This is a genomic window from Pseudomonas sp. LM13 (assembly GCF_041381355.1).
Taxonomy (GTDB): Bacteria; Pseudomonadota; Gammaproteobacteria; order Pseudomonadales; family Pseudomonadaceae; genus Stutzerimonas; species Stutzerimonas frequens.
On record NZ_JACBXH010000009.1, the window covers coordinates 69,048 to 91,454 of the forward strand.

Annotated in this window: 18 protein-coding genes; 8 read left to right on the forward strand and 10 right to left on the reverse strand. The window is 66.8% G+C overall.

The annotated features are described in order from the left end of the window. Positions 1-2: 2 nt before the first annotated feature. Together HZR81_RS08885 and HZR81_RS08890 are read right to left on the reverse strand one after the other, a co-directional pair. Positions 3-1,490, reverse strand: coding sequence for a SulP family inorganic anion transporter (locus HZR81_RS08885; RefSeq protein WP_500127875.1), 1,488 nt, complete (start codon positions 1,488-1,490; stop codon positions 3-5). Positions 1,491-1,784: 294 nt separating this feature from the next. After that, complete coding sequence (locus HZR81_RS08890; RefSeq protein WP_500127876.1) at positions 1,785-3,008, reverse strand: cyclic di-GMP phosphodiesterase; 1,224 nt, start codon at positions 3,006-3,008, stop codon at positions 1,785-1,787. A 203-nt stretch (positions 3,009-3,211) separates the two neighbouring features. Between HZR81_RS08890 and HZR81_RS08895 the strand changes: the two genes are divergently transcribed. Together HZR81_RS08895 and HZR81_RS08900 are read left to right on the forward strand one after the other, a co-directional pair. Then, positions 3,212-4,975, forward strand: a complete 1,764-nt coding sequence (locus tag HZR81_RS08895) for a sensor histidine kinase (protein WP_500127877.1) — start codon at positions 3,212-3,214, stop codon at positions 4,973-4,975. Positions 4,976-5,006: 31 nt separating this feature from the next. Further along, entirely contained in the window at positions 5,007-6,350 is a 1,344-nt protein-coding gene (locus tag HZR81_RS08900; RefSeq protein WP_161612111.1) for a sigma-54-dependent transcriptional regulator, read from the forward strand. Positions 6,351-6,578: 228 nt separating this feature from the next. Here HZR81_RS08900 and HZR81_RS08905 read toward each other — a convergent pair whose 3' ends face one another. The 3 genes from HZR81_RS08905 to HZR81_RS08915 all read right to left on the reverse strand — a co-directional run bounded on the left by HZR81_RS08905 (position 6,579) and on the right by HZR81_RS08915 (position 8,726). Then, positions 6,579-7,820, reverse strand: coding sequence for an RNA polymerase sigma factor (locus HZR81_RS08905; RefSeq protein ID WP_500127878.1), 1,242 nt, complete (start codon positions 7,818-7,820; stop codon positions 6,579-6,581). A gap of 2 nt (positions 7,821-7,822) precedes the next feature. After that, the gene (locus HZR81_RS08910; RefSeq protein ID WP_474769207.1) at positions 7,823-8,179 is read right to left on the reverse strand and encodes a YciI family protein; all 357 of its coding nucleotides are present in this window, start codon (positions 8,177-8,179) and stop codon (positions 7,823-7,825) included. Positions 8,180-8,264: 85 nt separating this feature from the next. Then, positions 8,265-8,726, reverse strand: a complete 462-nt coding sequence (locus HZR81_RS08915) for a YybH family protein (RefSeq protein WP_161612109.1) — start codon at positions 8,724-8,726, stop codon at positions 8,265-8,267. Positions 8,727-9,020: 294 nt separating this feature from the next. Here HZR81_RS08915 and HZR81_RS08920 point away from each other — a divergent pair, with 294 nt between their 5' ends. The 3 genes from HZR81_RS08920 to HZR81_RS08930 are packed head-to-tail and all read left to right on the forward strand — an operon-like array spanning position 9,021 to position 12,576. Beyond that, the gene (locus HZR81_RS08920; RefSeq protein WP_500127879.1) at positions 9,021-11,234 is read left to right on the forward strand and encodes a TonB-dependent receptor; all 2,214 of its coding nucleotides are present in this window, start codon (positions 9,021-9,023) and stop codon (positions 11,232-11,234) included. Further along, complete coding sequence (locus HZR81_RS08925; protein WP_500127880.1) at positions 11,234-12,364, forward strand: PepSY-associated TM helix domain-containing protein; 1,131 nt, start codon at positions 11,234-11,236, stop codon at positions 12,362-12,364. The genes HZR81_RS08920 and HZR81_RS08925 overlap by 1 nt, the downstream gene beginning before the upstream one ends. Further along, entirely contained in the window at positions 12,361-12,576 is a 216-nt protein-coding gene (locus HZR81_RS08930; protein ID WP_073865917.1) for a hypothetical protein, read from the forward strand. Before HZR81_RS08925 ends, HZR81_RS08930 begins: the two co-directional genes overlap by 4 nt. Here HZR81_RS08930 and HZR81_RS08935 read toward each other — a convergent pair. Together HZR81_RS08935 and HZR81_RS08940 are read right to left on the reverse strand one after the other, a co-directional pair. Continuing rightward, entirely contained in the window at positions 12,539-15,328 is a 2,790-nt protein-coding gene (locus tag HZR81_RS08935) for a response regulator (RefSeq protein ID WP_500127881.1), read from the reverse strand. The genes HZR81_RS08930 and HZR81_RS08935 overlap by 38 nt on opposite strands. Next, the gene (locus tag HZR81_RS08940; RefSeq protein WP_500127882.1) at positions 15,325-16,482 is read right to left on the reverse strand and encodes an acyl-CoA dehydrogenase family protein; all 1,158 of its coding nucleotides are present in this window, start codon (positions 16,480-16,482) and stop codon (positions 15,325-15,327) included. The genes HZR81_RS08935 and HZR81_RS08940 overlap by 4 nt, the downstream gene beginning before the upstream one ends. Positions 16,483-16,634: 152 nt before the next feature. Here HZR81_RS08940 and HZR81_RS08945 point away from each other — a divergent pair, with 152 nt between their 5' ends. Then, positions 16,635-17,798 carry a lactonase family protein gene (locus tag HZR81_RS08945; protein WP_500127883.1) on the forward strand — a complete coding sequence of 388 codons (1,164 nt, stop codon included), beginning with the start codon at positions 16,635-16,637 and terminating at the stop codon, positions 17,796-17,798. Positions 17,799-17,913: 115 nt separating this feature from the next. Here HZR81_RS08945 and HZR81_RS08950 read toward each other — a convergent pair whose 3' ends face one another. Next, a complete protein-coding gene (locus HZR81_RS08950; RefSeq protein ID WP_084902900.1) occupies positions 17,914-18,129 on the reverse strand; it encodes a hypothetical protein in 216 nt (71 codons plus the stop codon). A gap of 188 nt (positions 18,130-18,317) precedes the next feature. Between HZR81_RS08950 and HZR81_RS08955 the strand changes: the two genes are divergently transcribed. After that, positions 18,318-19,739 carry an iron-containing redox enzyme family protein gene (locus HZR81_RS08955; protein WP_500127884.1) on the forward strand — a complete coding sequence of 474 codons (1,422 nt, stop codon included), beginning with the start codon at positions 18,318-18,320 and terminating at the stop codon, positions 19,737-19,739. Positions 19,740-19,762: 23 nt separating this feature from the next. Beyond that, entirely contained in the window at positions 19,763-20,710 is a 948-nt protein-coding gene (locus HZR81_RS08960; RefSeq protein ID WP_500127885.1) for a methyltransferase, read from the forward strand. Between the two features lie 70 nt (positions 20,711-20,780). Here the strand turns inward: HZR81_RS08960 and HZR81_RS08965 are convergent, their stop codons facing one another. Beyond that, positions 20,781-21,713, reverse strand: coding sequence for an AEC family transporter (locus HZR81_RS08965; RefSeq protein WP_500127886.1), 933 nt, complete (start codon positions 21,711-21,713; stop codon positions 20,781-20,783). A 129-nt stretch (positions 21,714-21,842) separates the two neighbouring features. Next, on the reverse strand, positions 21,843-22,361 hold the full coding sequence (locus HZR81_RS08970; RefSeq protein WP_014822079.1) for a hypothetical protein: 519 nt from the start codon (positions 22,359-22,361) through the stop codon (positions 21,843-21,845). Positions 22,362-22,407 lie beyond the last annotated feature (46 nt).

Here is a 22,407-nt window from a genome sequence, read left to right on the forward strand (position 1 = left end):
GGTCAGTGGCTCATCAGCTTGTCGATGGCGTCGGGTTTGTCGTGCACGCCGAAGCGGTCGACGATGGTCGCGCTGGCTTCATTGAGACCCAGCACCTCGACCTCGGTGCCCTCGCGGCGGAACTTGAGCACCACCTTGTCCAGTGCCGAGACCGCGGTGATGTCCCAGAAATGTGCCCGCGACAGGTCGATGGTCACCCGGCTCAGCGCTTCCTTGAAGTCGAAGGCAGCCGTGAACTTGTCGGCCGAGCTGAAGAACACCTGGCCGACCACCTGATAGCGACGGCCGCTGCCGTCGGCATCCAGCGCCGAGTCGATGCTCAGGTAGTGTCCCACCTTGTTGGCGAAGAACATCGCCGCGAGCAGTACGCCGGCCAGTACACCGTAGGCCAGGTTGTGGGTGAAGACCACCACCACCACGGTGACCACCATGACGATGTTGGTCGAGAGCGGGTAGTGCTTGAGGTTGCGCACGGAATCCCAGCTGAAGGTGCCGATCGAAACCATGATCATCACCGCCACCAGCGCGGCCATGGGAATCTGGCCGACCCAATCGCTCAGGAACACCACCATCAGCAACAGCACCACGCCGGCGACGAGCGTCGACAGGCGGGTGCGGCCGCCTGATTTCACGTTGATCACCGACTGGCCGATCATCGCGCAGCCGGCCATGCCGCCGAACAGACCGGAAACGATGTTGGCCACGCCCTGCCCTTTGCACTCCCGGTTCTTGTCGCTGCCGGTGTCGGTCAGCTCGTCGACGATGGTCGCGGTCATCAGCGATTCCAGCAGGCCGACCACGGCCAGCGCTGCCGAGTACGGGAAGATGATCGCCAGGGTTTCGAGGTTGAGCGGCACTTCCGGCCAGAGGAAGACCGGCAGGGTATCGGGCAGCTCGCCCATGTCGCCGACGGTTCGGATATCCAGGCCAAAGTACATCGCCACGGCAGTCATGCTGAGGATGCACACCAGCGGCGACGGGATGACCTTGCCGAGCTTCGGCACATAGGGAAACAGGTAGATGATGCCCAGACCCGCGGCGGTCATGGCGTAGACGTGCCAGGTGACGCCTGTCAGCTCAGGCAGCTGGGCCATGAAGATCAGGATGGCCAGCGCATTGACGAAACCGGTGACCACCGAGCGCGAGACGAAGCGCATCAGCGAACCGAGACGCAGGTAGCCGGCGCCGATCTGCAACAGGCCGCAGAGCAGCGTCGCTGCCAGCAAGTACTGCAGGCCGTGCTCGCGCACCAGGGTCACCATCAGCAGCGCCATGGCGCCGGTGGCGGCGGAGATCATCCCAGGGCGCCCACCGACGAAGGCGATCACCACGGCGATGCAGAACGAGGCATACAGGCCGACCCGCGGATCGACCCCGGCGATGATGGAGAAGGCGATGGCTTCGGGAATCAGCGCCAGGGCGACGACGAGACCGGACAGCAGATCGCCACGGAGATTGGAGAACCAGTTTTGGTTGATCGTTTGCAGCATCGGACTATCCAGAGCAAAAGCACCACCATGCAGACCATGGGCGGTCGGCAGCGATACAAGGCGAGATTTTTTGGTTTGAATGGTTCAGCTGTCGCTGGGCAATACGCGCGGACAGCAGCGTACGACTACCCCATGACAGGCAGTCGCAGGATGACGCGAGGGGGGCAAAGCGCTATGGCGGACCAGGCAGCCAGGTCATGGGCAATACGGGCTCTGTTGCTGAGCGATTCGCCGGGCGAGTCGCGTTCGGGGGCGCTAGTCTAGCGACAAGCGCCCGCCTTGACGACCGCCAATCTAGCGCCAGAGCTCGTCCAGGTCGCTGAAGCCCCAGTCGGCAGGGTCTTCCCGACCGACGATGCGGTCGCTGCATTGCGGGCTGGAGAGGTCCAGTTCTACCGGCACGATCGCCGCGCGGGCGCGGGTGGAATAGAACAGTTTCAGGCGCGGCGCCGTCAGCTGCTGTGCGTTGTGTTCGATGACCACGCCGAGCCGCCCCGACTGCAACCGTACCAGCGAGCCCAGCGGGTAGATGCCTACGGCACGTACGAAGGCATGCAGCAGGCGCGTATCGAAATGTCCCTGCCACTGGGCCATGCGCGCCAACGAACCCGAGGCGTCCCAGGCCGCTTTGTACGGGCGATTCGAGGTGATTGCGTCGTACACGTCGCAGATCGCGCCCATGCGCGCCAACAGGCTGATCTTTTCGCCCGCCAGCCGGTGCGGGTAGCCGGTGCCGTCGACCTTTTCATGGTGATGCAGGCAGACGTCCAGCACCGCATCGGATACCGAGGTCAGCGCGGCGAGCAGCATGGCGTGGCCGCGCTCGGGGTGGCTGCGCATGATGGCGTACTCGTCTTCGCTCAGCTTGCCCGGCTTGTTGAGCACATCCAGCGGCATGGCCATCTTGCCGATGTCGTGCAGCAGCCCGGCCATGCCGGCTTCCTGCACCTGGTCCTCGGGCAGGCCGAGCTGGCGGGCGAGCGCGACCATCAGTGCGCACACCGCCACCGAGTGCATGTAGGTGTATTCGTCCTTGGTCTTCAGCCGCGCCAGGCCGAGCAACGCCGAGCCGTTGCGCGCCAGCGATGCGGATATCTGCTCCACCAGCGGTAGGCACTGCTGCGGGTCGACGGCCTTACCCAGTCGCGCCTCGGTGAACAGCGAGGTCACCTGTTCCTTGGAGCGCTTGAGCAGTCGACTCGCCCGCTGCAGTTCGTCCTGCACGCTGCAGGGTTGTGTCGGCGCGACGCTTTCCACGTCCGGCTGCGGCAGGGCTGGATCCGGCGGTGCCGCCAGAGGTTGCGCCTCGGCGGCAGGTGGCGTCGCCGCTTCGACATCGACGCCCTTGTCCAGGTCGATCCACACCGCCTGGATGCCGCTGCTACGCAACGCTTGCAGATCGGCCGGGTCGCTCAGCAGGAATTTGCTGCGCCAGAACGGGTGATCGAACCAGCTGCCTTCCAGCGCATGCACGTACATTCCGCAACGCAGCTGGCTGACAAGAATTTTCCTGAGCAAGGCGACCTCGACCGATTGAGCGACGCTGATGGCCGCGCAATCGTCCCCCGCTCGCGACCCAGCGGACTCGCCAAGTATATGAATGATGGCACTTTGCCTCTACCGGTTTGGGTCAAGACTTTGGTGGCGATTGCCTCGCCGGTCGGATCTACACCGACCACGGCTTTCGCTTACCATCGACGCGTCCCTTCGCGAGCCAAGCCATGCCTGCCCTTGCCAACCGCTTCCGTGTCAGCCTGATCGTGGCGCTGATCCTCGTCGGCCTGCTGCTCAGCATGTATTGGGCCGGGCGGTTGGCCGAGCAGCGCGCCTGGGCCGAGCGCGGACAGGAATCGCAGGGGCAGCTGGAACTGTATGCCCAGGCGATCCATACCCAGGTCGAGCGCTTCCGCTCAGTGCCCGCGCTGCTGGCGCTGGACAGCGACATCCAGGCGCTGCTCGCCGACCCGGGCAATCGCCAGTTGCGCAGGCAGCTCAACCAGCGCCTGGAGCAGCAGAACCATGCCGCCGGCTCTTCGGTGCTCTACCTGCTGGACCGCAACGGCGAGACCATCGCCGCCAGCAATTGGCGCGACTGGAGCAGCTTCGTTGGCAACAACTATGCCTTTCGCCCTTACTTCCGCGATGCCGTGGCCAATGGCAGCGGGCGCTACTTCGCGGTCGGCGTCACCACCGGCATTCCCGGCTACTTCCTCTCCAGTTCGGTGAAGAACGCCGCCGGCGAGTTGCTCGGTGTGCTAGTGGTCAAGCTCGAACTGGAGGATATGCAGCGCGACTGGGTCGGCCAGCCGGGCATTCTATTGATCGCCGACTCGCTGGACATCGTCATCCTCACCAACCGCCCGGCCTGGCGCTTTCGCTACCTGAGCCCATTGAGCGACGAGGTGCGCAGCCGGCTGGTAGATGTCCGCCGCTATGCCGAGCAGACCCTGCAACCCTTGCCGAGCAGCCAGGTGCAGCAGCTCGGCGAAGGCAGCGAGCGACGCCTGGTGGACGGCCCGGATGGCCGCCGCGAGTACCTCTGGCAGCGTCTGGCATTGCCCGAGGAAGACTGGACCCTGCACCTGCTGCATGACCCGCAGTCGGTCAGCGCCAGCGTGCGCAGCTACCGCCTGGCTGCGGCCGGCGTGTGGATGACCCTGGCGTTCCTGCTGCTCTACCTGGCACAGCGGCGCAAGACCCATCGTGTCGAGCTGCGCAGCCGCAGCGAACTGGAGCGCCTGGTACAGGAGCGCACCCGCGAGCTGCACACTGCCCAGGACGAGCTGGTGCATGCCGCGCGCATGGCCGCGTTGGGGCAGATGTCCGCAGCGCTGGCCCACGAGATCAACCAGCCGCTGACCGCGCTGCGCATGCAGCTGGCTAGCCTGCGCCTGCTGCTCGACAGTGGCCGCGAGGGAGAGGTGCGCGAGGGGCTCGGGCATGTCGAAGGCCTGCTGGAGCGCATGGCCGCGCTGACCAGCCACCTGAAGACCTTCGCCCGCAAAAGCCCGGCCGGGTTGCAGCAGCACCTGGCGCTGGCGGATGTGCTGGAGCAGGCGCTGCAACTGCTCTCGCCGCGCATCCGCAGCGAGCAGGTCGAGGTGTTCCGCCAGGTGCCGGCCGAGGCCAGGGTGAATGGCGATGCGATCCGCCTCGAGCAAGTGCTGATCAACCTGCTGCACAACGCACTGGATGCCATGGCCGAGCGCCCGCAGCGACGCCTGCGCATCCTCTGTCAGCTCAACGGTGACCGCTGGCAGCTCAGCGTAGGCGACAACGGCGGCGGTATTGCCAGCGAACATCTGGATCAGGTGTTCGAGCCCTTCTTCACCACCAAACCGGTCGGCCAGGGCCTCGGCCTCGGGCTGGCGGTGTCCTACGGCATCGTCCGTGAGATGGGAGGCACGCTGGAAGTCAGCAACGACGAGCACGGCGCGGTGTTCACTCTGACGCTGCCGGCTGCCGAAGCGCACGCCGCCGAGTAAACTGCCGCGACGCGACCGCGAGGAGCAGGCAATGAGCGGGCAGGTAATCTTCATCGACGACGAGGCGGCGATCCGTCAGGCCGTGCAGCAGTGGCTGGAGCTGTCCGGCTTTCAGGTACGTACCTTCTCCCGCGCCCGCGAGGCGCTGACGGCGCTGGATCGCGACTTTCCCGGCGTGCTGATCAGCGACGTGCGCATGCCCGATCTCGACGGCCTCGGCCTGCTCGACCAGCTGGTCGCGCTGGACGCCGACCTGCCAGTGATCATGGTGACCGGCCACGGCGATGTGCCCATGGCCGTGCAGGCGCTGCGCCAGGGCGCCTACGACTTCATCGAAAAACCCTTCACCCCGGAACGCCTGCTCGACAGCGTACGCCGCGCCATGGACAAGCGCCGGCTGGTCTGCGAGAACCGCCAGCTGCGCGAGCAGTTCGCCCGCAAGGGACGTATCGAATCGCAGCTGCTTGGCGTATCACGGGCGATGGTCAATCTGCGCCGGCAGGTGCTGGAGCTGGCCGGTACCGACGTCAACGTGCTGATCCGTGGCGAGACCGGCAGCGGCAAGGAACAGGTCGCCCGCTGCCTGCATGACTTCAGCCCGCGCGCCGGCGGGCCGTTCGTGGCGCTGAACTGCGCGGCGATCCCGGAAACCATCTTCGAAAGCGAGCTGTTCGGCCACGAGAGCGGCGCCTTCACCGGTGCCCAGGGCAAGCGCATCGGCCGCATCGAGCATGCCGCCGGCGGCACGCTGTTCCTCGACGAGATTGAAAGCATGCCGCTGGCGCAGCAGGTCAAGCTGCTGCGCGTGCTGCAGGAAAAGACCCTGGAACGGCTCGGCTCGAACCGCAGCATCGAGGTCGACCTGCGGGTGATCAGCGCGGCCAAGCCGGACCTGCTGGAAGAGGTGCGCGGCGGACGCTTCCGCGAGGACCTGCTGTACCGGCTGAACGTCGCCGAGCTGCACATCCCGCCACTGCGCGAGCGCCGTGAGGACATTCCGCTGCTGTTCGAACACTTCGCCAGCCAGGCCGCCCAGCGCCACGGTCGCGCCGCCCCGCCGATGACGCCCGGCGAGCTGACGCAGCTGCTCGCCCACGACTGGCCAGGCAACGTGCGCGAACTGATCAACGCCGCCGAACGCCACGCCCTCGGCCTCAGCGCACCGGCCCCGGCGAGCAGTGGCGGGCAGTCACTGGCCGAACAGATGGAAGCCTTCGAGGCGCAGTGCCTGCACAACGCCCTGCAGCAGTGCAAAGGCAACATCGCCGAGGTCATGACCCAGCTGCAGCTGCCAAGACGCACCCTCAACGAGAAGATGCAGCGCCACGGGCTGAGCCGCAGCGACTATTTGCCGGCTGGTAGTTGCGACAACTGATCATGGCGCCGCTCTCGTCGCCTCACCGCAAACCGCCGCAGCGCGACGCCGCTCCGTAGGGTGGGCTTTAGCCCACCATCGCGCTACGACGTAGCATGGCGCGACACGGTAAGCATCGCGCTGGCGCAAGCGGTGGGCTGAAGCCCACCCTACGCCAGAATGTCAGCTGCGGATGGCAGCCTCGCTGGGCGTTGAACGCTTGCATCCGCAAGCGTCGAACCCGTCGAGTCAGCTGTCCAGCCCATCCAGCTGCCTCTGCAGAAAACGTCGCTCCGGCTCCAGCTGCACCAGTCGCAAGGCGCTGCGGTACGCTTCGCGGGCCTCGTCGGGGCGCGCCAGCTGGCGCAGCAGATCGGCGCGGGCGGCATGGCTGAGGTGATAGTCCTGCAGTTCCCCCTGCGCCAGCAGCTCGTCCACCAGCAATAAGCCCGCCTCGGCACCGTCGCGCATGGCCACAGCCACCGCGCGGTTCAGCCTCACTACAGGTGACGGGCTGAGCTGCAGCAACACGTCATAGAGCCGCACGATCTGCGCCCAGTCGGTCTGCGCGGCACTCGGCGCCTCGGCATGCACGGCAACGATGGCCGCCTGCAATGCGTAGGGGCCAAAGGCGCGCGTGCTCAGGGCACGCTGCACCAGCAGCGCACCTTCGGCGATCTGCTGCCGATCCCACAAGCTGCGATCCTGCTCATCCAGCCGCACCAGCTCGCCGGAGGCATCGGTGCGTGCGGCGCGCCGGGCATCATGCAGCAGCATCAGCGCCAGCAGCCCGGCGACCTCCACATCGGGCAGCAGCTCGTAGAGCAGGCGGCCCAGGCGAATGGCCTCGACACAAAGATCGGCGCGGGTCAGCGCCACCCCGGCAGATGCCGAATACCCTTCGTTGAACACCAGGTAGATCACCCGCAGCACACTCTCCAGGCGCATCGGCAGTTCGGCGCGCTCGGGCACCCGATAGGGCAGCTGGGCATCGCGGATCTTCGCCTTGGCCCGCACGATGCGCTGGGCGATGGTGGCCGGCGGCGCCAGAAAGGCCCGAGCGATTTCCTCGGTGGTCAGATCACAGACCTCGCGCAGGGTCAGCGCCACGCGACCATCGGCCGGCAGGGCCGGGTGGCAGCAGGTGAAGATCAGCCGCAGACGATCGTCTTCCATTTCGTCCACCTCCGCTGCCTCGGTTGCATCTTCCAGCTGCTCGGCCAGCAGCCGCAGCGAGGCATCGAAGCGCGCCCGCCGGCGCAGGGCATCGATGGCCTTGAAACGACCGGTGGATACCAGCCAGGCGCGCGGGTTATCCGGAACGCCGTCGTGCGGCCACTGCTGCAGGGCGGCGGCGAAGGCGTCTTGCAGGGCTTCCTCGGCACGATCGAAATCGCCCAGCAGACGAATCAACGTGGCCAGGACCCGACGCGATTCGCGGCGATAGACCGCCTCGACCTGCGCCGCCGCGAAGGCTCCGGTGAGCGGCATGCTCAGCGCTGCGGCAGCTGGCGCAAGGGCCGAACCTCGACACAACCGAGGCTGGCCGGCGGAATCTTCGCCGCGATGGCCTCGGCCTTCTGCTGGTCCGCCGCCTCGATCAGGTAGAAGCCGGCGAGCTGCTCGCGGGTTTCGGCGAAGGGGCCATCGACCACCGAGGTGATGCCATCACGCACGCGCACCGTGCGCGCGGTACGCACCGACTGCAGCGGTTCGCCGGCGAGCATATGGCCGCTGGCGCGCAGCTCCTCGCCGCAGCTCAGGCAGCGCGCGACCAGCGCCTGCCACTGTTCATCGGTCAGCGCATCCACACGCTGCTCGTCGTAATAGATCAGGCACAGGTATTTCATGCACAAGCTCCGGCTGCCAGGGACGCAGAAAAGCTAGCAGCCGGGAGCGAAGCCTGCCTGAACGAACGACGAAGCTCCGTGGCGCTCAACCGACCTGCTGCGTCGCCGAAGGTGTCGACGACATGCACACCTGGCCGGTTTCCATGTCGAAGGGCATCGAGAAGTGCTCGTGAATCACTTTCCACTCGCCGTCGCGCCGCGCCCAGACCCGCGTGCCGCGCATCCACGCCGTCTGCATCTCGCCTTCGGCGTTCGGCCCGCCGCAATGGGTGAGCATGCGGCTACAGGCCAGCTCGCCGCCGACGTCCACGTGCAGCTCGTGAGTCTCGAAGAAGCCTTCGCCCTGGCAGAACTCGAAGCAGCGCTGCCAGTGCGCGCGGTACTCGGCCACGCCCTTGAACTGCAGCGCGCCCACTGCATCGAAGGCGACCACGTCCGGCGCGTACTGCGCCATGATCCGGTCGAGATCCTTGGCCCCGATGGCCTGCTCGAAGGCGTCATGCAGCTGGCGAATGGCGGTTTCGTCCTGGCGGGTTGTGTCGTTCATGTCCGTCTCCTGTTTTCTGGTTGAACGGGGGTTCAGCCAGTAGTCGTCCGGCGTGTTCATGAATCGACAGGCAGGGCGAAACTTTTTTTGCAGAAGCGCGGAACGCGACAGGCCTCGGGCCAGAGCGCTTGGTACCGCCAACACGCCACCCCGTCGCGACACCGCTAAGCGGAATACAGTTGCGAATTGTTATATTTTATTTACGATAGTGGCTCTCAGATGGCACAGGCTCTCATTGTCCGCCGAGCCGGCCCCTTCACCCCTCTCACAGTTCAATGTCCGGTCAGGTCCGCCATGCCCACGCTTCGCTTCCCGCGTAAAACAGCACTGCTGCCCGTTTGCCTTGCCGCCAGCTTCGCTGGCTCACCGCTCATGGCCCAGGAACCACTCGAAGAGCAGGCTCAGGGCACTGCCACCGAGCCGGTCGAACTGCAATCGGTGGAGATCACCGCCAGCGCCGACGCCTCGGCCGACGGTCTGACCCAACCCTACGCTGGCGAACAGGTCGCCCGAGGCGGGCGCGTGGGTATTCTCGGCAACCGCGACTACATGGAAACGCCGTTCACCTCGACGTCCTACACCTCGCAGCTGATCCAGGATCAGCAGGCGCGCAGCGTGTCCGACGTGCTGCAGAACGATCCCTCGGTGCGCGTCGCCCGCGGCTTCGGCAACTTCCAAGAGGTGTATGTGGTACGCGGCTTCCCGGTGTACTCCGACGATATCTCCTACAACGGCCTCTATGGCCTGCTGCCGCGCCAGTACGTGGCCGCCGAGTTCATCGAGCGCGTGGAAGTGTTCCGCGGCGCCAATACCTTCCTCAACGGCGCAGCTCCAGGTGGCAGCGGCATTGGCGGCGCGATCAACATCCTGCCCAAGCGCGCCCCGAACGAGCCGCTGACGCGCCTGACCGTCGGTGCCGAAAACGGTGGCCATGCCATGACCCACGCCGATATCGCCCGTCGCTTCGGCGAAGAGGAGCGCTTTGGTGTGCGCCTGAACGCGGCCAAGCGTGCCGGCGAGACTACCGTCGAAGACGAGGATCGCACCCTCGACATGTTCGCCCTTGGCCTCGATTACCAGGGCGACAACTTCCGCCTGTCCGGGGACATCGGTCACCAGTACCACTTTATCGACCAGCCACGGCCGAACGTTACCCCCAGCGGCGGAGTGCCCAGTGCACCGGATGCCGATGACAATTTCGCCCAATCCTGGACCTACTCGAAGGAAAAACAGACCTTCGGCACCTTCCGTGCCGAATACGACTTCTCGGACGCCGTGACCGGCTGGCTGGCGGCCGGCGTGCGTGAAGGCGAGGAGCAGAACCGGTTGGCTAATCCGACCGCTGATGCGTCGGGCGCGACCTCTGCCTATCGCTTCGACAACATCCGCGAAGAAGAGGTATTCACCAGCGAAGTGGGTGTTCGGGCGCGCACCTTTACCGGCCCGGTTTCGCATGAACTGGTGATGTCGGCGGCAATGTTCGATATCGAGGCCCGCAATGCCTATGCATTTTCCAGCTTCTCAGGTTTCGCAGGCGATCTTCACAATCCCTACGATACAGCCATGCCCGCGGCCGATTTCTTCGTCGGTGGCTCGATGTCCGATCCTCATGTGACCGAGCGCACCCATACGCAGAGCCTCGCGTTCGCCGACACGCTGGGCTTCATGGATGACCGCCTGCGGGTCACCCTCGGCGCGCGCCGCCAGGGCATCGAAGCCAAAACCTACGACTACAACAGCGGCAATCGCCTGTCTTCTTACAACCGTTACAAGAACAGCCCGGTCGCGGGCGTGGTGTATCAGCTGACCGATGAGGTGTCTGTATACGCCAACTACATCGAAGGGCTGGTCAAGGGCGATATTGCACCGGCTATCAGCGGCGGCGTGGCGATCAGCAATCCTGGCGACGCTCTGGAACCGTACGTATCGGAACAGACAGAGGTCGGCATCAAGTACGACGGTGGCAACCTCGGCGGCAGCCTGGCGTTGTTCAGCACCGAGCGGCCATTCAGTACCGTCGAGAACTCGGTGTTTACCGACGGCGGCGAACAGCGCAACCGCGGCATCGAGCTGTCGGTGTTCGGCGAGCCGACCTACGGCGTGCGGTTGCTTGGCGGTCTGACGCTGCTCGATGCCGAGCTGACCAGCACCCAGGATGGCGTCAACGAAGGTAATCGTGCGATCGGTGTTCCACGCACCCAAGCCAACGTGGGCGGCGAATGGGATGTACCGGGCCTCGACGGGCTGACCCTGACCAGCCGGGTGATCTATACCGGTCGCCAGTACGCCGATGCGGCTAACGACCTGGAAGTCCCGTCCTGGACTCGCTTCGATCTTGGCGCCCGCTATCGCATGGTCATCGAAGATCGCGACGTGACCCTGCGCGCGCGACTGGATAACGTCACCGGCCGCGACTACTGGGCTTCAGCCGGTGGCTACACCGATCGGGGCTACCTCGTCCTCGGCGCCCCGCGCACGCTTTCGGTCAGCGCTACGGTCGACTTCTGATGCAGGCAGTCACCCTGCGGCGGTGGGGCTGGGTCCACAAGTGGTCCAGCCTCGTCTCTACGCTGTTCATCCTGTTGCTGTGCCTGACCGGCTTGCCGCTGATCTTCTCCCACGAGATCGATCACCTCACCGGCAACGAGATCGAGGCGCCGGCAATGCCCGAGGGCTCGCCGCGTGCTGCGGTCGATCGTGTCGCCGACGAAGCGGTGAAGGCCTACCCCGGTTTGGTACCGCTGTACTTCTTCGCCGAGGAAGACGCGCCGGACGTCTGGTACGTCAAGCTCGATACCCGCGTCGACACCGACGAGAGCGAGTCGACCCTGATCCTTTCCGACGCCCGCACGGCCGAGGTGCTCGGCGCGCCGAACTTCGACGAAGGCTTCATGAGCGTCATGTACCGCCTGCACGTCGACCTTTACGCAGGGCTCGCCGGCAAGCTGTTTCTCGGTTTCATGGGCCTGCTGCTGATGGTGGCGATCGTCTCCGGGGTGGTGCTCTACGCGCCCTTCATGCGCAAGCTGCGCTTCGGCGAGGTGCGCCAGGAGCGCACCGCGCGCACCCGCTGGCTGGACCTGCACAACCTGCTGGGCATCGTCACCCTGGTGTGGGCCCTCGCGGTGGGCTTCACCGGGGTGATCAATACCTGGGCAGACCTGATCTTCCAGGCCTGGCAGGCCGAACAGGTCGCCGCACTGCAAGCCGGTGAGACCCGTGTGCTGCTCGCGGCCGACGCCAGCGAGGCGCCCGCTGCCGACGGCTCACTGCAGACCGCCGTCGACCGCGTGCTGGCCGCGGCACCCGGCATGGCGGTGTCGATGATTGCCTACCCCGGCACGCTGCGCGCCACGCCGGAGCATGTCGCGGTGATCCTGCGCGGCGACACGCCACTGACCTCGCGCCTGACCCAGGCGCTGCTGGTCGATCCGGCCAATGGCGAGGTACTGGAAGCCGGTGCGCGGCCCTGGTACGTCACCGCGCTGCAACTGTCCGAACCGCTGCATTTCGGTGATTACGGCGGTCTGCCGCTGAAGGTGCTCTGGGCGCTGCTGGATATCCTCACCATCGTCGTACTAGGCAGCGGGCTGTACCTGTGGCTCAAGCGCGGTGCGACGGCGGAGGTGCGGGCATGATGCGCATCTGGCTTTGGCCGCTGGTAGTCGCCGTGGCGTCCATCATCGGACTGGTCGCCGGCCTGGTCTCCGAAGGCGCTGGCGACTGGCTGAGCTGGCTGGCCCTCACCGCACCGGTGGTGATCGGCGTGCACGGTCTGTGTCGCTACCGTGGCCGATCCCGGTCGCGGCCGCTCACATCTGCAGAACCTCGGCAAGCTGGTCGAAGCTGAACGGTTTGGGCAAAGAGCGGGACGGCAAGGCGCTGTCGATGCGGCCCTCGCCGGAGACGAACACCAGCTTCAGCCACGGCTGGATTTCCAGGGCCTCGGCCGCGAAGTCGGGGCCTGAGCGCCCGGGCAGGTTGACGTCCAGCAACAGCTGGTCGAAGCGCTGCTCGTGCAATGCCTGCGCCGCCTGCTCGGCATTTGGGTAACCCCGCGCGCGGTAACCCAGCTCCTCGACCATCTCGCAGGCCAGCGCCAGCAGCTGTGGCTGGTCCTCGACCACCATCACCCAGCGTTGCGCGGGGGCCAGGCCGTCGCCGCGCTGCGCCCCCAGCAGCTGACGCACCTTGCGCGCCAGGTCTTCCTGCCGATACGGCTTGCTCAGCAGCTCCACGCCGGGGTCCAGGCGCCCGCCATGCACGATGGCATTGCGCGTGTAGCCTGAGGTGAACAGCACCGCGATGTCCGGCTGCAGGACGCGCGCCTGCCGCGCCAGCTCGGTGCTGCGCAGCGGGCCGGGCATGACCACGTCGGTGAACAGCAGATCGATGCCGATGCCGCTCTGCAGGATGCTCAGCGCGCTCTGCGCATCATTGGCGCGCAGCACCGAATAGCCGAGCCCGCTGAGCAGCTCGATCACGGTGGCCTGCACCGGCAGGTCGTCCTCCACCACCAGGATGGTTTCGCTGCCGCCCACCACCGGGCCGACGATGTCCGGCAACGCCTGCACCTCGGGCTGCTCGGTGCGCGGCAGGTAGAGCTTGACCGTGGTGCCGCTACCCTGCTCGCTGTAGAGGCGGATATGCCCGCTGCTCTGCTTGGCGAAGCCGTAGGCCATGCTCAGCCCCAGGCCGGTGCCGTGGCCTTCGGGCTTGGTGGTGAAGAAGGGCTCGAAGGCCTGCTCGATGATCTCTGCCGGCATGCCGACACCGGTGTCGGACACCGCCAGCAGCACGTACTGACCCGGTGCCACGTCGGCCTGGGTTGCGGCGTAATGCTCGTCGAGCATGGCGTTGCCCAGCTCCAGGGTCAGCCTGCCGCCCTCGGGCATGGCGTCGCGGGCGTTGATCGCGAGGTTGAGCACCACCTGCTCGAGCTGGTGCGGATCGACCATGGTGGTCCACAGGCCGCCAGCGACCACGGTTTCGATCTCGATGTGTTCGCCGATGGCCTGGCGCAGCAATTCGTCGAGGTCGCGCAGCAGCCGGCCAAGATTGGTCGGCTGCGGTCGCAACGGCTGGCGGCGGGCGAAGGCCAGCAGCTGCCGGGCCAGCTTGGCGCCGCGCTCGACGGCCGAACTGGCGGCATCGACGCGCTTGGCCGCGGCACGGTTGTCCTCGGCCAGCGGTTGCAGCAACTGCAGATTGCCGGCGATGACCTGCAGCACATTGTTGAAATCGTGGGCCACGCCGCCGGTGAGCTTGCCGATGGCCTCGAGCTTCTGCGACTGGTACAGCGCCTGCCGGCTCAGCTCCAGCTCGCGGGTGCGTTCCTCGACCAGCTCCTGCAGGCGCTCGCTGGTGCGCTGCAGCTCCTGCTGCGCCAGCACCTGGGCGGTGACGTCATGGCCCTGGCAGAAGATGCCGCTGATCTGCTCGTCCTCGCTGAATACTGGCTGGAAGATGAAATTCACGTAGCGCCGCTCGGCCTTGCCGCCGGGCTGCGGACGCACGCGCACGGCGAGGTGGCGGCCGAGGTAGGGGCGCCCGGTGACATAGACCTGCTGCAGCAGGTCGGACAGCGCACGGCTCTCCAGCTGCGGAAAGGCCTTGTAGGCAGGCAGGCCGAGCAGCTCACGGGCGCCGACCAGCTCATGGAAGGCGCGATTGGCGATCTTCAGTTCGTGCTGCGGCCCTTCAGTGATGGCAATGAAGCCCGGCGCCTGGTCGAACAGCCGCTGCAGGTGCGCGCGCTCCTCGACGAGTCGGCGCCCGTACAGCTCGCTGGCGCGCCGCTCGGCGACCAGCGCCGAGACGTCACGCAACGTCAGGGCCGCCCCCACCACCGCGCCATCGGTCGCACAGACCGCGGCCACGACGACCTCCAGCACGCGCCCCTGGGTCGATTCCTCGAACTGCAAGGTCTGGGTCGAGTCGCAATCCAGCGCCTGCGCCAGTGCCTGCGCCAGGTCGGCGTTCCAGAACGGCAGCCCGCTCACCGCCTGTCCGAGCACCTCGGTCTGCTTCAGGTCGAACAGCTCGGCCGCGCCGGCGCTCCAGTAGAGCACCGCGCCAGCCCGGTCGAGCCCGACGATGGCATCGCGCGCCGCATCGATGAAGTGATGCAGATAGAGTTCTGCCGTCGGCTGCGGACGCCTGCTCGACTGGCTGCTGCTGACCGTGGCATTGGCCCGCGCCAGGGTGGTACGCAGGCGCGCCCGACGACGCACGCTCGCCAGCGCCTGATCGAGCCGCTGGTACAACGTGTCACTGTCGAGGGTGACGATCGACCAATACGGCCCCAGCAGAGGCGCCGGACCGAGTTCGCGGTGCAGCCGCTCGACGTGTGCGTCCTCGCTGAGAAACAGCAGCTGCGCGGCCCGCCAGCGGCTGCGCAGCTGCCGGGCCAGGGCGATCACGCGGGGCAAGCCGGGCGCCAGCAGCACCAGCGCCGGCTGATCCTCCCCGAGCGGTGGGGCGCTGCCGTCGAGACAGTGCAGCTGCAGATCCTGCTTCGCTGCCCAGTTGCCGATCCGCTCGCGCAAACGACCGTCGCCGGCGTCGAGCAGCATGACCTGGTCGAGCAGCAGCTCGCTCATAGCAATGGCAGCCCGAGCAGGCTGCGCCCGGTCCACAGCTTCAGCAGACCGGTGGTAGGCGTCATCACGTGGCCGGCGCGGGCGTCGCGCAGCAATCGGGAGACGCGGCTGTTGTCACGGTAGGCCGCCCCGCCGCAAATGGTCATCGCCTCATTCGCCAGGCGTACCGCCGTCTCTGCCGCTTCGGCCTTGCACGCCAGAATGTACGGCAGCGCCTCGGGGTGCGCGGCATCGCCACGGCGTGCGGCCTCACGCACCAGCGCGCGGGTTTTCACCAGATCGGTCCAGAGTTCGCCATAGCGCACCTGCAGCGTCTCCACGTCGCGCAGGGACTCGCCGGAATGACTGTAGCGACGCGAGTGCAGGTGCAGGCCCGCCTCGTCCAGCGCAGCCTGGGCGATGCCCAGGTAGGTGCCGGCCATGGCCATGAGGAAGAACGGCGCCACCACTTCGAACACGTACCAGACCTGATCGCCCGGCTCGCCGAGCAGGTTGCGTGCCGGCACCCGCACCTGTTCCAGGCGCAGCGGCCGGGACGAGTTGCCGCGCATGCCGAATCCGTTCCAGGCGTCGAGCCAGTGCATGCCGGCGCCGTCCTTGTCGACGATCAGGCAGCTGAAATCGCCGGCTTCGGCGTCCGCCGCCACGGTGGAAACCACGTAGGAATCGGCATGCCCGCCGTTGGTGACGAACTGCTTGGTGCCGTCGATGACGAACTCGTCGCCGTCGGCATCCAGACGGGTTTCCGGCAGGTAGAAATGCGCGCCGGTGCCCTGCTCGGACAGTGCCAGGGTGGTGATGTGCCGCCCCGCAGCGATCTCCCGCAGATAGTGCTCGCGCTGATGCTCGGTGGCCTTGGCGGCGATCACTGCAGTGGCCACGCAATGCATGCCGTAGCACAGCGCCGACGATGGGCAGGCCCGCGCGATGCTTTCGGTGAGCACGCAAAGCCCCAGCAGCCCCTGCCCGCGGCCGCCCAGCTCGACCGGCACCTGCAGGCCGAGCAGGCCGGCTTCGGCGAGCGCCTGCATGGAGTCGGCGGGCCAGCGGCATTCGGCATCGATCTCGGCCGCCAGCGGGGCGATGCGATTCTCGGCCAGATCGGTGGCGATGCTCTGCAATTCGACAAGCTGAACGGGGAGCAAATGGTCCATGAGACGTCCTGGATTCTGGAAAGGCCGGCATCCACCCGGGTGCATATCAGACCCTGGTGGTCAGGTATTGTTCGCGCCACCGCACGGCGGGAGCATCACGCCACGACGGCGGTCATAGTCGCATGAGTTCATCGACAAAAGGCAAACGGCCCATGCGTCTCCGACTCGCACTGGCTCTGCTGGCCGGCGCACTACTCACCCAGGGCGCCCAGGCCGGGAACGACGACATGCATATTCTGATCGGCAGCTACACGCACGACAGCGACAGCCCCGGCGTGCTGCGCCTGCGCTTCGATCCCGCGCAGGGGCGGCTCGAACCCGAACCCCGGCAGACACTGGCCGGCGACAACCCGTCCTGGCTGGTGCTGGACGAGCGTCGAGAACGGCTCTACGCCACCCACGAGAACGGCCCGGCACATGCCGACCCGGTCGGCCGCGTCGGCGCCTGGCAGCGCGACGCCAAGGGCGACTACCAGCCCATCGGCCAGGCCATCACCCTCGGCGACGAACCCACCCATGCCAGCCTCAGTCACGACGGTCGCTACCTGTTCGTCAGCAACTACGGTTCGCGCCCCAACCCCGGCGGTAGCCTGGCGGTCCTGCCGCTGGCCGAGGATGGCCGGCCGTTGCCGGTCACGCAGATCGCCGCGCACCAGGCCAGCGGTGTGCATCCCGAACGCCAGCGCTCGGCCCATGTACATTCGGCGGTGCCCAGCCCGGACGGCACGCGTCTGTTGGTCAGTGACCTGGGCGCCGACCGGGTGTTCGTCTACCGCTACGACCCGAGCCATGCCGAACGCCCGCTGCGGCCGGATGAACCCGCCAGCATCGAGCTGCCTGCAGGCAGTGGCCCGCGCCATCTGGTGTTCCACCCCAATGGCAAACACGCCTATCTCGCCCTGGAGCTGAGCGCCCAAGTGGCGGGCTTCGACTACACCGACGGCACCCTGACCCGCCGGCAACTGCTGGACCTCAAAGAGGCCGATAGCGAAGTGCGTCATTCACCCGGCGCGATCCACACATCGGCCGATGGCCGCTTCCTCTATGTCAGCGACCGCGGCGGCTACAACCACATCATCGCCTTCGCCATCGAAGCCGACGGCACGCTGCGCGAAATCCAGCGCCGCCCGAGCGAAGGTCGCGAACCACGGGAATTCGCCATCACGCCGGACGGGCGTTTCATGCTGATCGCCAATCAGCTGAGCGACAGCCTGGTGCTGCTGCGCCGCGACCCGGACAGTGGTCTGCTGGGCGAAACGCTGCAGACCCTGACGCTCGGACGGCCGTCGGATATCAAGCTGCTCGCGCCGAACTGAAGCGCGACGTTTCAGGACAGCCAGCAGGCGACCCGATCGCGCCCTGAATTACGCCGATGGCGGCATCAACGCCCGGCAACCGCGTCGAGCGTGACGTCGATCACCCCGCGCGCGTTCAGCGCTCCGGCTGCTCGCCATCGGGCAGTGCCTCTTCGTCGCTCACCTCCTCGGCCAGTCCCGGCGGCACGTTGTAGGCGCCGCCCGGGACGTCGCTCTCATCGCCGCCAGCAATCTCACCCTGGGTCGAGGTGGTTTCCGGGTTCTGTTCGTGGGCAGCACCGCTCTGGTCGATGGACTCGATACTCTCGCGGCCCGGTTCGTTCTCGCTCATACGCACTCCTCGTTCGCTGTCGAAACCCCGGCCGATCCGGGGTGCCTGGTAAGTGTAGAAAGAGCCGCGCGCTCGGAAGTTGCAGCGTTAGCCCGGCTTTCTGGACCAATGGCCACTCGGCGGGGCAGCTGAACTAAACCAGCAGCCCGGCAGCCAAAACTCAACTGGAACTGCCATAGAACAGAATCATGCAACTGACGTCCCGCAGCCTGCCGAGCACCCCTGCCATCAACCCGGAGCCGGAACAGCCGTCACGGGCGCTGTACTTCGCCCTCGTCCGCGAGGTCGACGAGCACGCGCGAGAGAATGCCGCCGATTTTCTGCGCACCCAGCTTGAAGCGGCCGCCGCCCTGCCCTGCGACCTGCCCGACGACCCCGCCGGTCTGGACGCCTGGGTGCTGCAGCGCACCGAAGCGGTCGGCCTTCAGTACCAGGCCTATCTCGAGCAGCGCCGCGCCGGCGGGCCGCGCCGCTATTTCCCGAATAAGGCCCATGCGCTGCATTTCCTGCGCGGCGTGGCGCCGACCAAGCTGGTCGACGGTGCCTGGCTCTACGGCCTGCTGCAGCGCTGGGGCGATGCGCGTTTTACCGCGCTGATCCAGACCTACTTGGAGGAACTCGGCGAAGGGCAGCCGGAGAAGAACCACGTGGTGCTCTACCGCAAGCTGCTGGCCAGCCAGGGCTGCGACGACTGGCAGGAGTTGGACGACGCGCACTTCGTCCAGGGCGCCATCCAGCTGGCGCTGGCCGAGCACGCCGAGCAGTTCCTGCCGGAAGTCATCGGCTTCAACCTCGGTTACGAGCAGCTGCCACTGCACCTGCTGATCACGGCCTATGAGCTGACCGAGCTGGGCATCGACCCGTACTACTTCACCCTGCACGTCACTGTCGACAACGCCGACAACGGCCACGCGAAGAAGGCTGTACAAGGCCTGCTGGATGCCTGGCCGCAGGTGGGCGACAGCGCCGAGTTCTATCGCCGCGTGCGCGATGGCTATCGGCTCAACGACCTGGGCGCCAGCACCGTCTCGGTGATCGGCGACTTCGACCTCGATCGCGAGGTGCAACGCATCTTCGAGAAGAAGGCCGCGGTCGGTCAGTTCGTCCACTCCGACTACTGCCGCTTCGAAGGGCGCACGGTCAACCAGTGGCTCGGTGAAGATGTCGAGCAGTTCCTCACCGTGCTGGACAAGCGTGGCTGGATCAAGCGCGGCCACGACCCGCAGGAAAGTCGCTTCTGGCAACTGATCGTCGGCGAGCAGGCGCCCATGTTCGGAGTGTTCAGCGCTTACGAACAGCAGATGATCCATGACTGGATCGCCGCTGACTGGCAGGCCGAGGGCAAGCGCAGCCCGCGCGGTGCGCTGCTGCAGCGCCAGGCGGCGTTCAACGCACGGCGCGCCGCGCCTGCGCCCGCGGCGCCGCAACCCGCCGAACACGTCAGTGGCAACGATTTCGACGAGGAGCTGCAGCTGCTCGAACAGCAGGTCGCCCGCCTGCCCGACCGCGCTGCCCGCATGCGCCTGCTGCTGCCGCTGCTGGCGCCGCAACGCCATCACAGCGCCGCCGGTCTGCTGGCCACGCGGCTGTTCAACGGCCTGTTCAACTGAAAGGATCGATCAAGGAAAGCACCATGACCATGGACACTGCGCAGGACCGCGCATTGCTGCATCTGGGCCAGGCCCTGCGTGATCGCGGCTATCACTTCATCACGCCCACCCCGCTGACCCACGAACGGGTCAACCAGCGCCCGGAGAACGCGCTGGCCGACGACCTGCACGGGGTGTTCGGCTGGAGCCGGCCCTTCCAGCACGAGCTGTTGCCGGGCGCGTTGTTCAGTCTGATGGACCAGGCGCAGGTACTGGAAGCCTGCGGTTCGCGCTGGCGCTCGAAGGTGCGGCTGTCGAGCCTCGACGGTCAGCTGTTCCTGCACTCGGCATTTCCCACCAGCGCCAGCGACGCGGTGTTCTTCGGCCCGGATACCTACCGTTTCGCCAACGCCATCCGCTGCCATCTGAACCAGCACACCGGTATGATCCGCCGCGCGGTGGACATCGGCTGCGGCTCCGGCGCCGGGGCGATTCTCACCGCGCTGGCACGGCCGCAGGCCGAGGTACTGGCGGTGGACATCAACCCCGAGGCGCTGCGCCTGACCCGCATCAACGCGGCGCTGGCCGGCGCCGACAACCTGCGCGCCCTGCACAGCGACCTGCTGAGCGCGGTGGACGGCGAGTTCGACCTGATCCTGGCCAACCCGCCCTATCTGATCGACGCCGACCAGCGCGCCTATCGCCACGGCGGCGGACCATTGGGCGCCGGGCTGTCGCTGGCAATCCTCGATGCCGCGCTGCAGCGCCTGGCGCCGGGCGGCACGCTGCTGCTGTATACCGGCGTGGCGATGCTGGACAACCAGGACCCCTTCCTCGCCGAGGTGCGCCGGCGCCTGCAGGGCGGCGCCTTCAGCTGGACCTATCGCGAAGTGGACCCGGACGTGTTCGGCGAGGAGCTGCTCGGCGGCGCCTACATCAAATGCGACCGCATCGCCGCCGTGGTGCTGGAAGGGACGCGACCAGCGAGCTGACAACAGGGCGAAGGGTGGCCCGTGGATAACCCCGCCAGGCTTATCCACGCAACAAGCAAGCGCACGCAGTTCAGACCGGCAACAGCAGCAGGATCAGCGACAGGGTCAGCAGCGAACCGAGCGTCGAGTACAGCACCACCCGCGATACCCGCGAGCCCTCGCGGCCATAGAACTCGGCAAGCATGTACGGCCCGGTGCCGGTCGGTAGCGCACTCAGCAGCAGCGCCGAGTAGGCCCACAGGGTCGGTAGTTCGAACACCTGAAACGCCAGGTACCAGATGATCAGCGGCTGTACCACCAGCTTCAACCCCACCAGCGGCCAGACGCCCTGCACCCGACCGGCCGGCTGCGGCTGGGCGAGGAACAGGCCCAGCGAGACCAGCGCGCAGGGCGCCGCCGCTGCGCCCAACAACTTGAGCAGGGTGGCCAGCGGCACCGGCAGCTGTAGACCGCCGGCAGCCCATAGCGCGCCGAGCATGGGCGCGATCACCAGGGGGTTGCGCACCAGCGCCCAGCTCACCTTGCCCAGCGTGCGCAGCAGCCCCTGGCCGGCGTGCAGCCCGGTCTCCACGCAGGCCAGGGCGATGGCGAACAGCACGCACACGACAATGATCGAAGCGACCATCGCCGGCTGCAGTGCCTCGTCGCCGAGCACCAGCATGCACAGCGGAATCCCGACATAGCCGGTATTGGCATAGGACGCGCCCAGCGCATCCAGGCTGGCGTCGACCAGCGGCTGCTTCTGCAACATGCGATACGCAAGAGTGAAGGCGAACACGCCGAGGCAGCCGATGGCGAAGGCGGCGATAAAGCCGGGTTGCCAGAGCTGATCCCAGGTCGAGGTGGCAACCACGCTGAACAGCAGCGCCGGCAGGCCCAGCCAGACCACGAACCGATTGAGTTCGGAAGCGCCGGTTGGCCCCATCCTACCGCTACGGCGGCACAGGTAACCGAGCAGGATCAGCGCAAAGACGGGCAGGACGACATTGACGACCGAAGACATGGACTCTCATCTGCAAGCTGGCGGCGCGGCGCAGGGCCACGACCGAAACGGCCGGCCACCATAGCAAATGCGGCGGATCGTCGCGCTCAGAGTCGACCAGGCACTACCCAGCCGACCCTGGGTTTCAGCTCAATGAAGCGAGGGCGAATAACCGTTGGGCTCGGCCCGCGCGGCGGCGAACTCCGCTTCGACGCTGCCACGCATTTGCGCAGTGCCACCGGGGAAACCGCTGCGGTCGCTGTAGTCCCATTCGACCACCGGCACCTGCTCGGCATCCAGACCCTTGGCGCAGCTCAGGTCCAGCGCGGTGATACCGGCCACCGCGCCGGCGGCGATGGCTGCATTGGCCGGCTCGTTGCCGTGCTCGATGCTCCAGCCGAGACCGGCCAGATCCAGCGCATCGCCGCCGATACGGCCGTAGATCCAGGGTTTCGGATCATCCGCCAGCAGGATGCCGACACCCGTGGCGATCTCGCGCAGCCCGCAGGCACGGACCACCCCTTCGCTGCCGGACATGCCGATAAAGCGAGCGACCTGCCGCGGCGCCACCAACTGGACGACGCCCAGACCGATACTGAACCAGCCCAGCCCCCGCGCCAGCGTGCGCGCGGAATGGTTGGGCCGGGTGACTTGACGTGGAATGCTCATGAAGACTCCTCGCTCGATAACGTGGCTCGGCTGATCCCTACTTTAG

What these genes read in the sequence shown, in the direction of transcription:
- HZR81_RS08885 (WP_500127875.1), bottom strand. Translation starts at nt 1,490, where the DNA reads ATGCTGCAAACGATCAACCAAAACTGGTTCTCCAATCTCCGTGGCGAT.
- HZR81_RS08895 (WP_500127877.1), top strand. Translation starts at nt 3,212, where the DNA reads ATGCCTGCCCTTGCCAACCGCTTCCGTGTCAGCCTGATCGTGGCGCTG.
- HZR81_RS08900 (WP_161612111.1), top strand. Translation starts at nt 5,007, where the DNA reads ATGAGCGGGCAGGTAATCTTCATCGACGACGAGGCGGCGATCCGTCAG.
- HZR81_RS08905 (WP_500127878.1), bottom strand. Translation starts at nt 7,820, where the DNA reads ATGCCGCTCACCGGAGCCTTCGCGGCGGCGCAGGTCGAGGCGGTCTAT.
- HZR81_RS08910 (WP_474769207.1), bottom strand. Translation starts at nt 8,179, where the DNA reads ATGAAATACCTGTGCCTGATCTATTACGACGAGCAGCGTGTGGATGCG.
- HZR81_RS08915 (WP_161612109.1), bottom strand. Translation starts at nt 8,726, where the DNA reads ATGAACGACACAACCCGCCAGGACGAAACCGCCATTCGCCAGCTGCAT.
- HZR81_RS08920 (WP_500127879.1), top strand. Translation starts at nt 9,021, where the DNA reads ATGCCCACGCTTCGCTTCCCGCGTAAAACAGCACTGCTGCCCGTTTGC.
- HZR81_RS08925 (WP_500127880.1), top strand. Translation starts at nt 11,234, where the DNA reads ATGCAGGCAGTCACCCTGCGGCGGTGGGGCTGGGTCCACAAGTGGTCC.
- HZR81_RS08930 (WP_073865917.1), top strand. Translation starts at nt 12,361, where the DNA reads ATGATGCGCATCTGGCTTTGGCCGCTGGTAGTCGCCGTGGCGTCCATC.
- HZR81_RS08935 (WP_500127881.1), bottom strand. Translation starts at nt 15,328, where the DNA reads ATGAGCGAGCTGCTGCTCGACCAGGTCATGCTGCTCGACGCCGGCGAC.
- HZR81_RS08940 (WP_500127882.1), bottom strand. Translation starts at nt 16,482, where the DNA reads ATGGACCATTTGCTCCCCGTTCAGCTTGTCGAATTGCAGAGCATCGCC.
- HZR81_RS08945 (WP_500127883.1), top strand. Translation starts at nt 16,635, where the DNA reads ATGCGTCTCCGACTCGCACTGGCTCTGCTGGCCGGCGCACTACTCACC.
- HZR81_RS08950 (WP_084902900.1), bottom strand. Translation starts at nt 18,129, where the DNA reads ATGAGCGAGAACGAACCGGGCCGCGAGAGTATCGAGTCCATCGACCAG.
- HZR81_RS08955 (WP_500127884.1), top strand. Translation starts at nt 18,318, where the DNA reads ATGCAACTGACGTCCCGCAGCCTGCCGAGCACCCCTGCCATCAACCCG.
- HZR81_RS08960 (WP_500127885.1), top strand. Translation starts at nt 19,763, where the DNA reads ATGACCATGGACACTGCGCAGGACCGCGCATTGCTGCATCTGGGCCAG.
- HZR81_RS08965 (WP_500127886.1), bottom strand. Translation starts at nt 21,713, where the DNA reads ATGTCTTCGGTCGTCAATGTCGTCCTGCCCGTCTTTGCGCTGATCCTG.
- HZR81_RS08970 (WP_014822079.1), bottom strand. Translation starts at nt 22,361, where the DNA reads ATGAGCATTCCACGTCAAGTCACCCGGCCCAACCATTCCGCGCGCACG.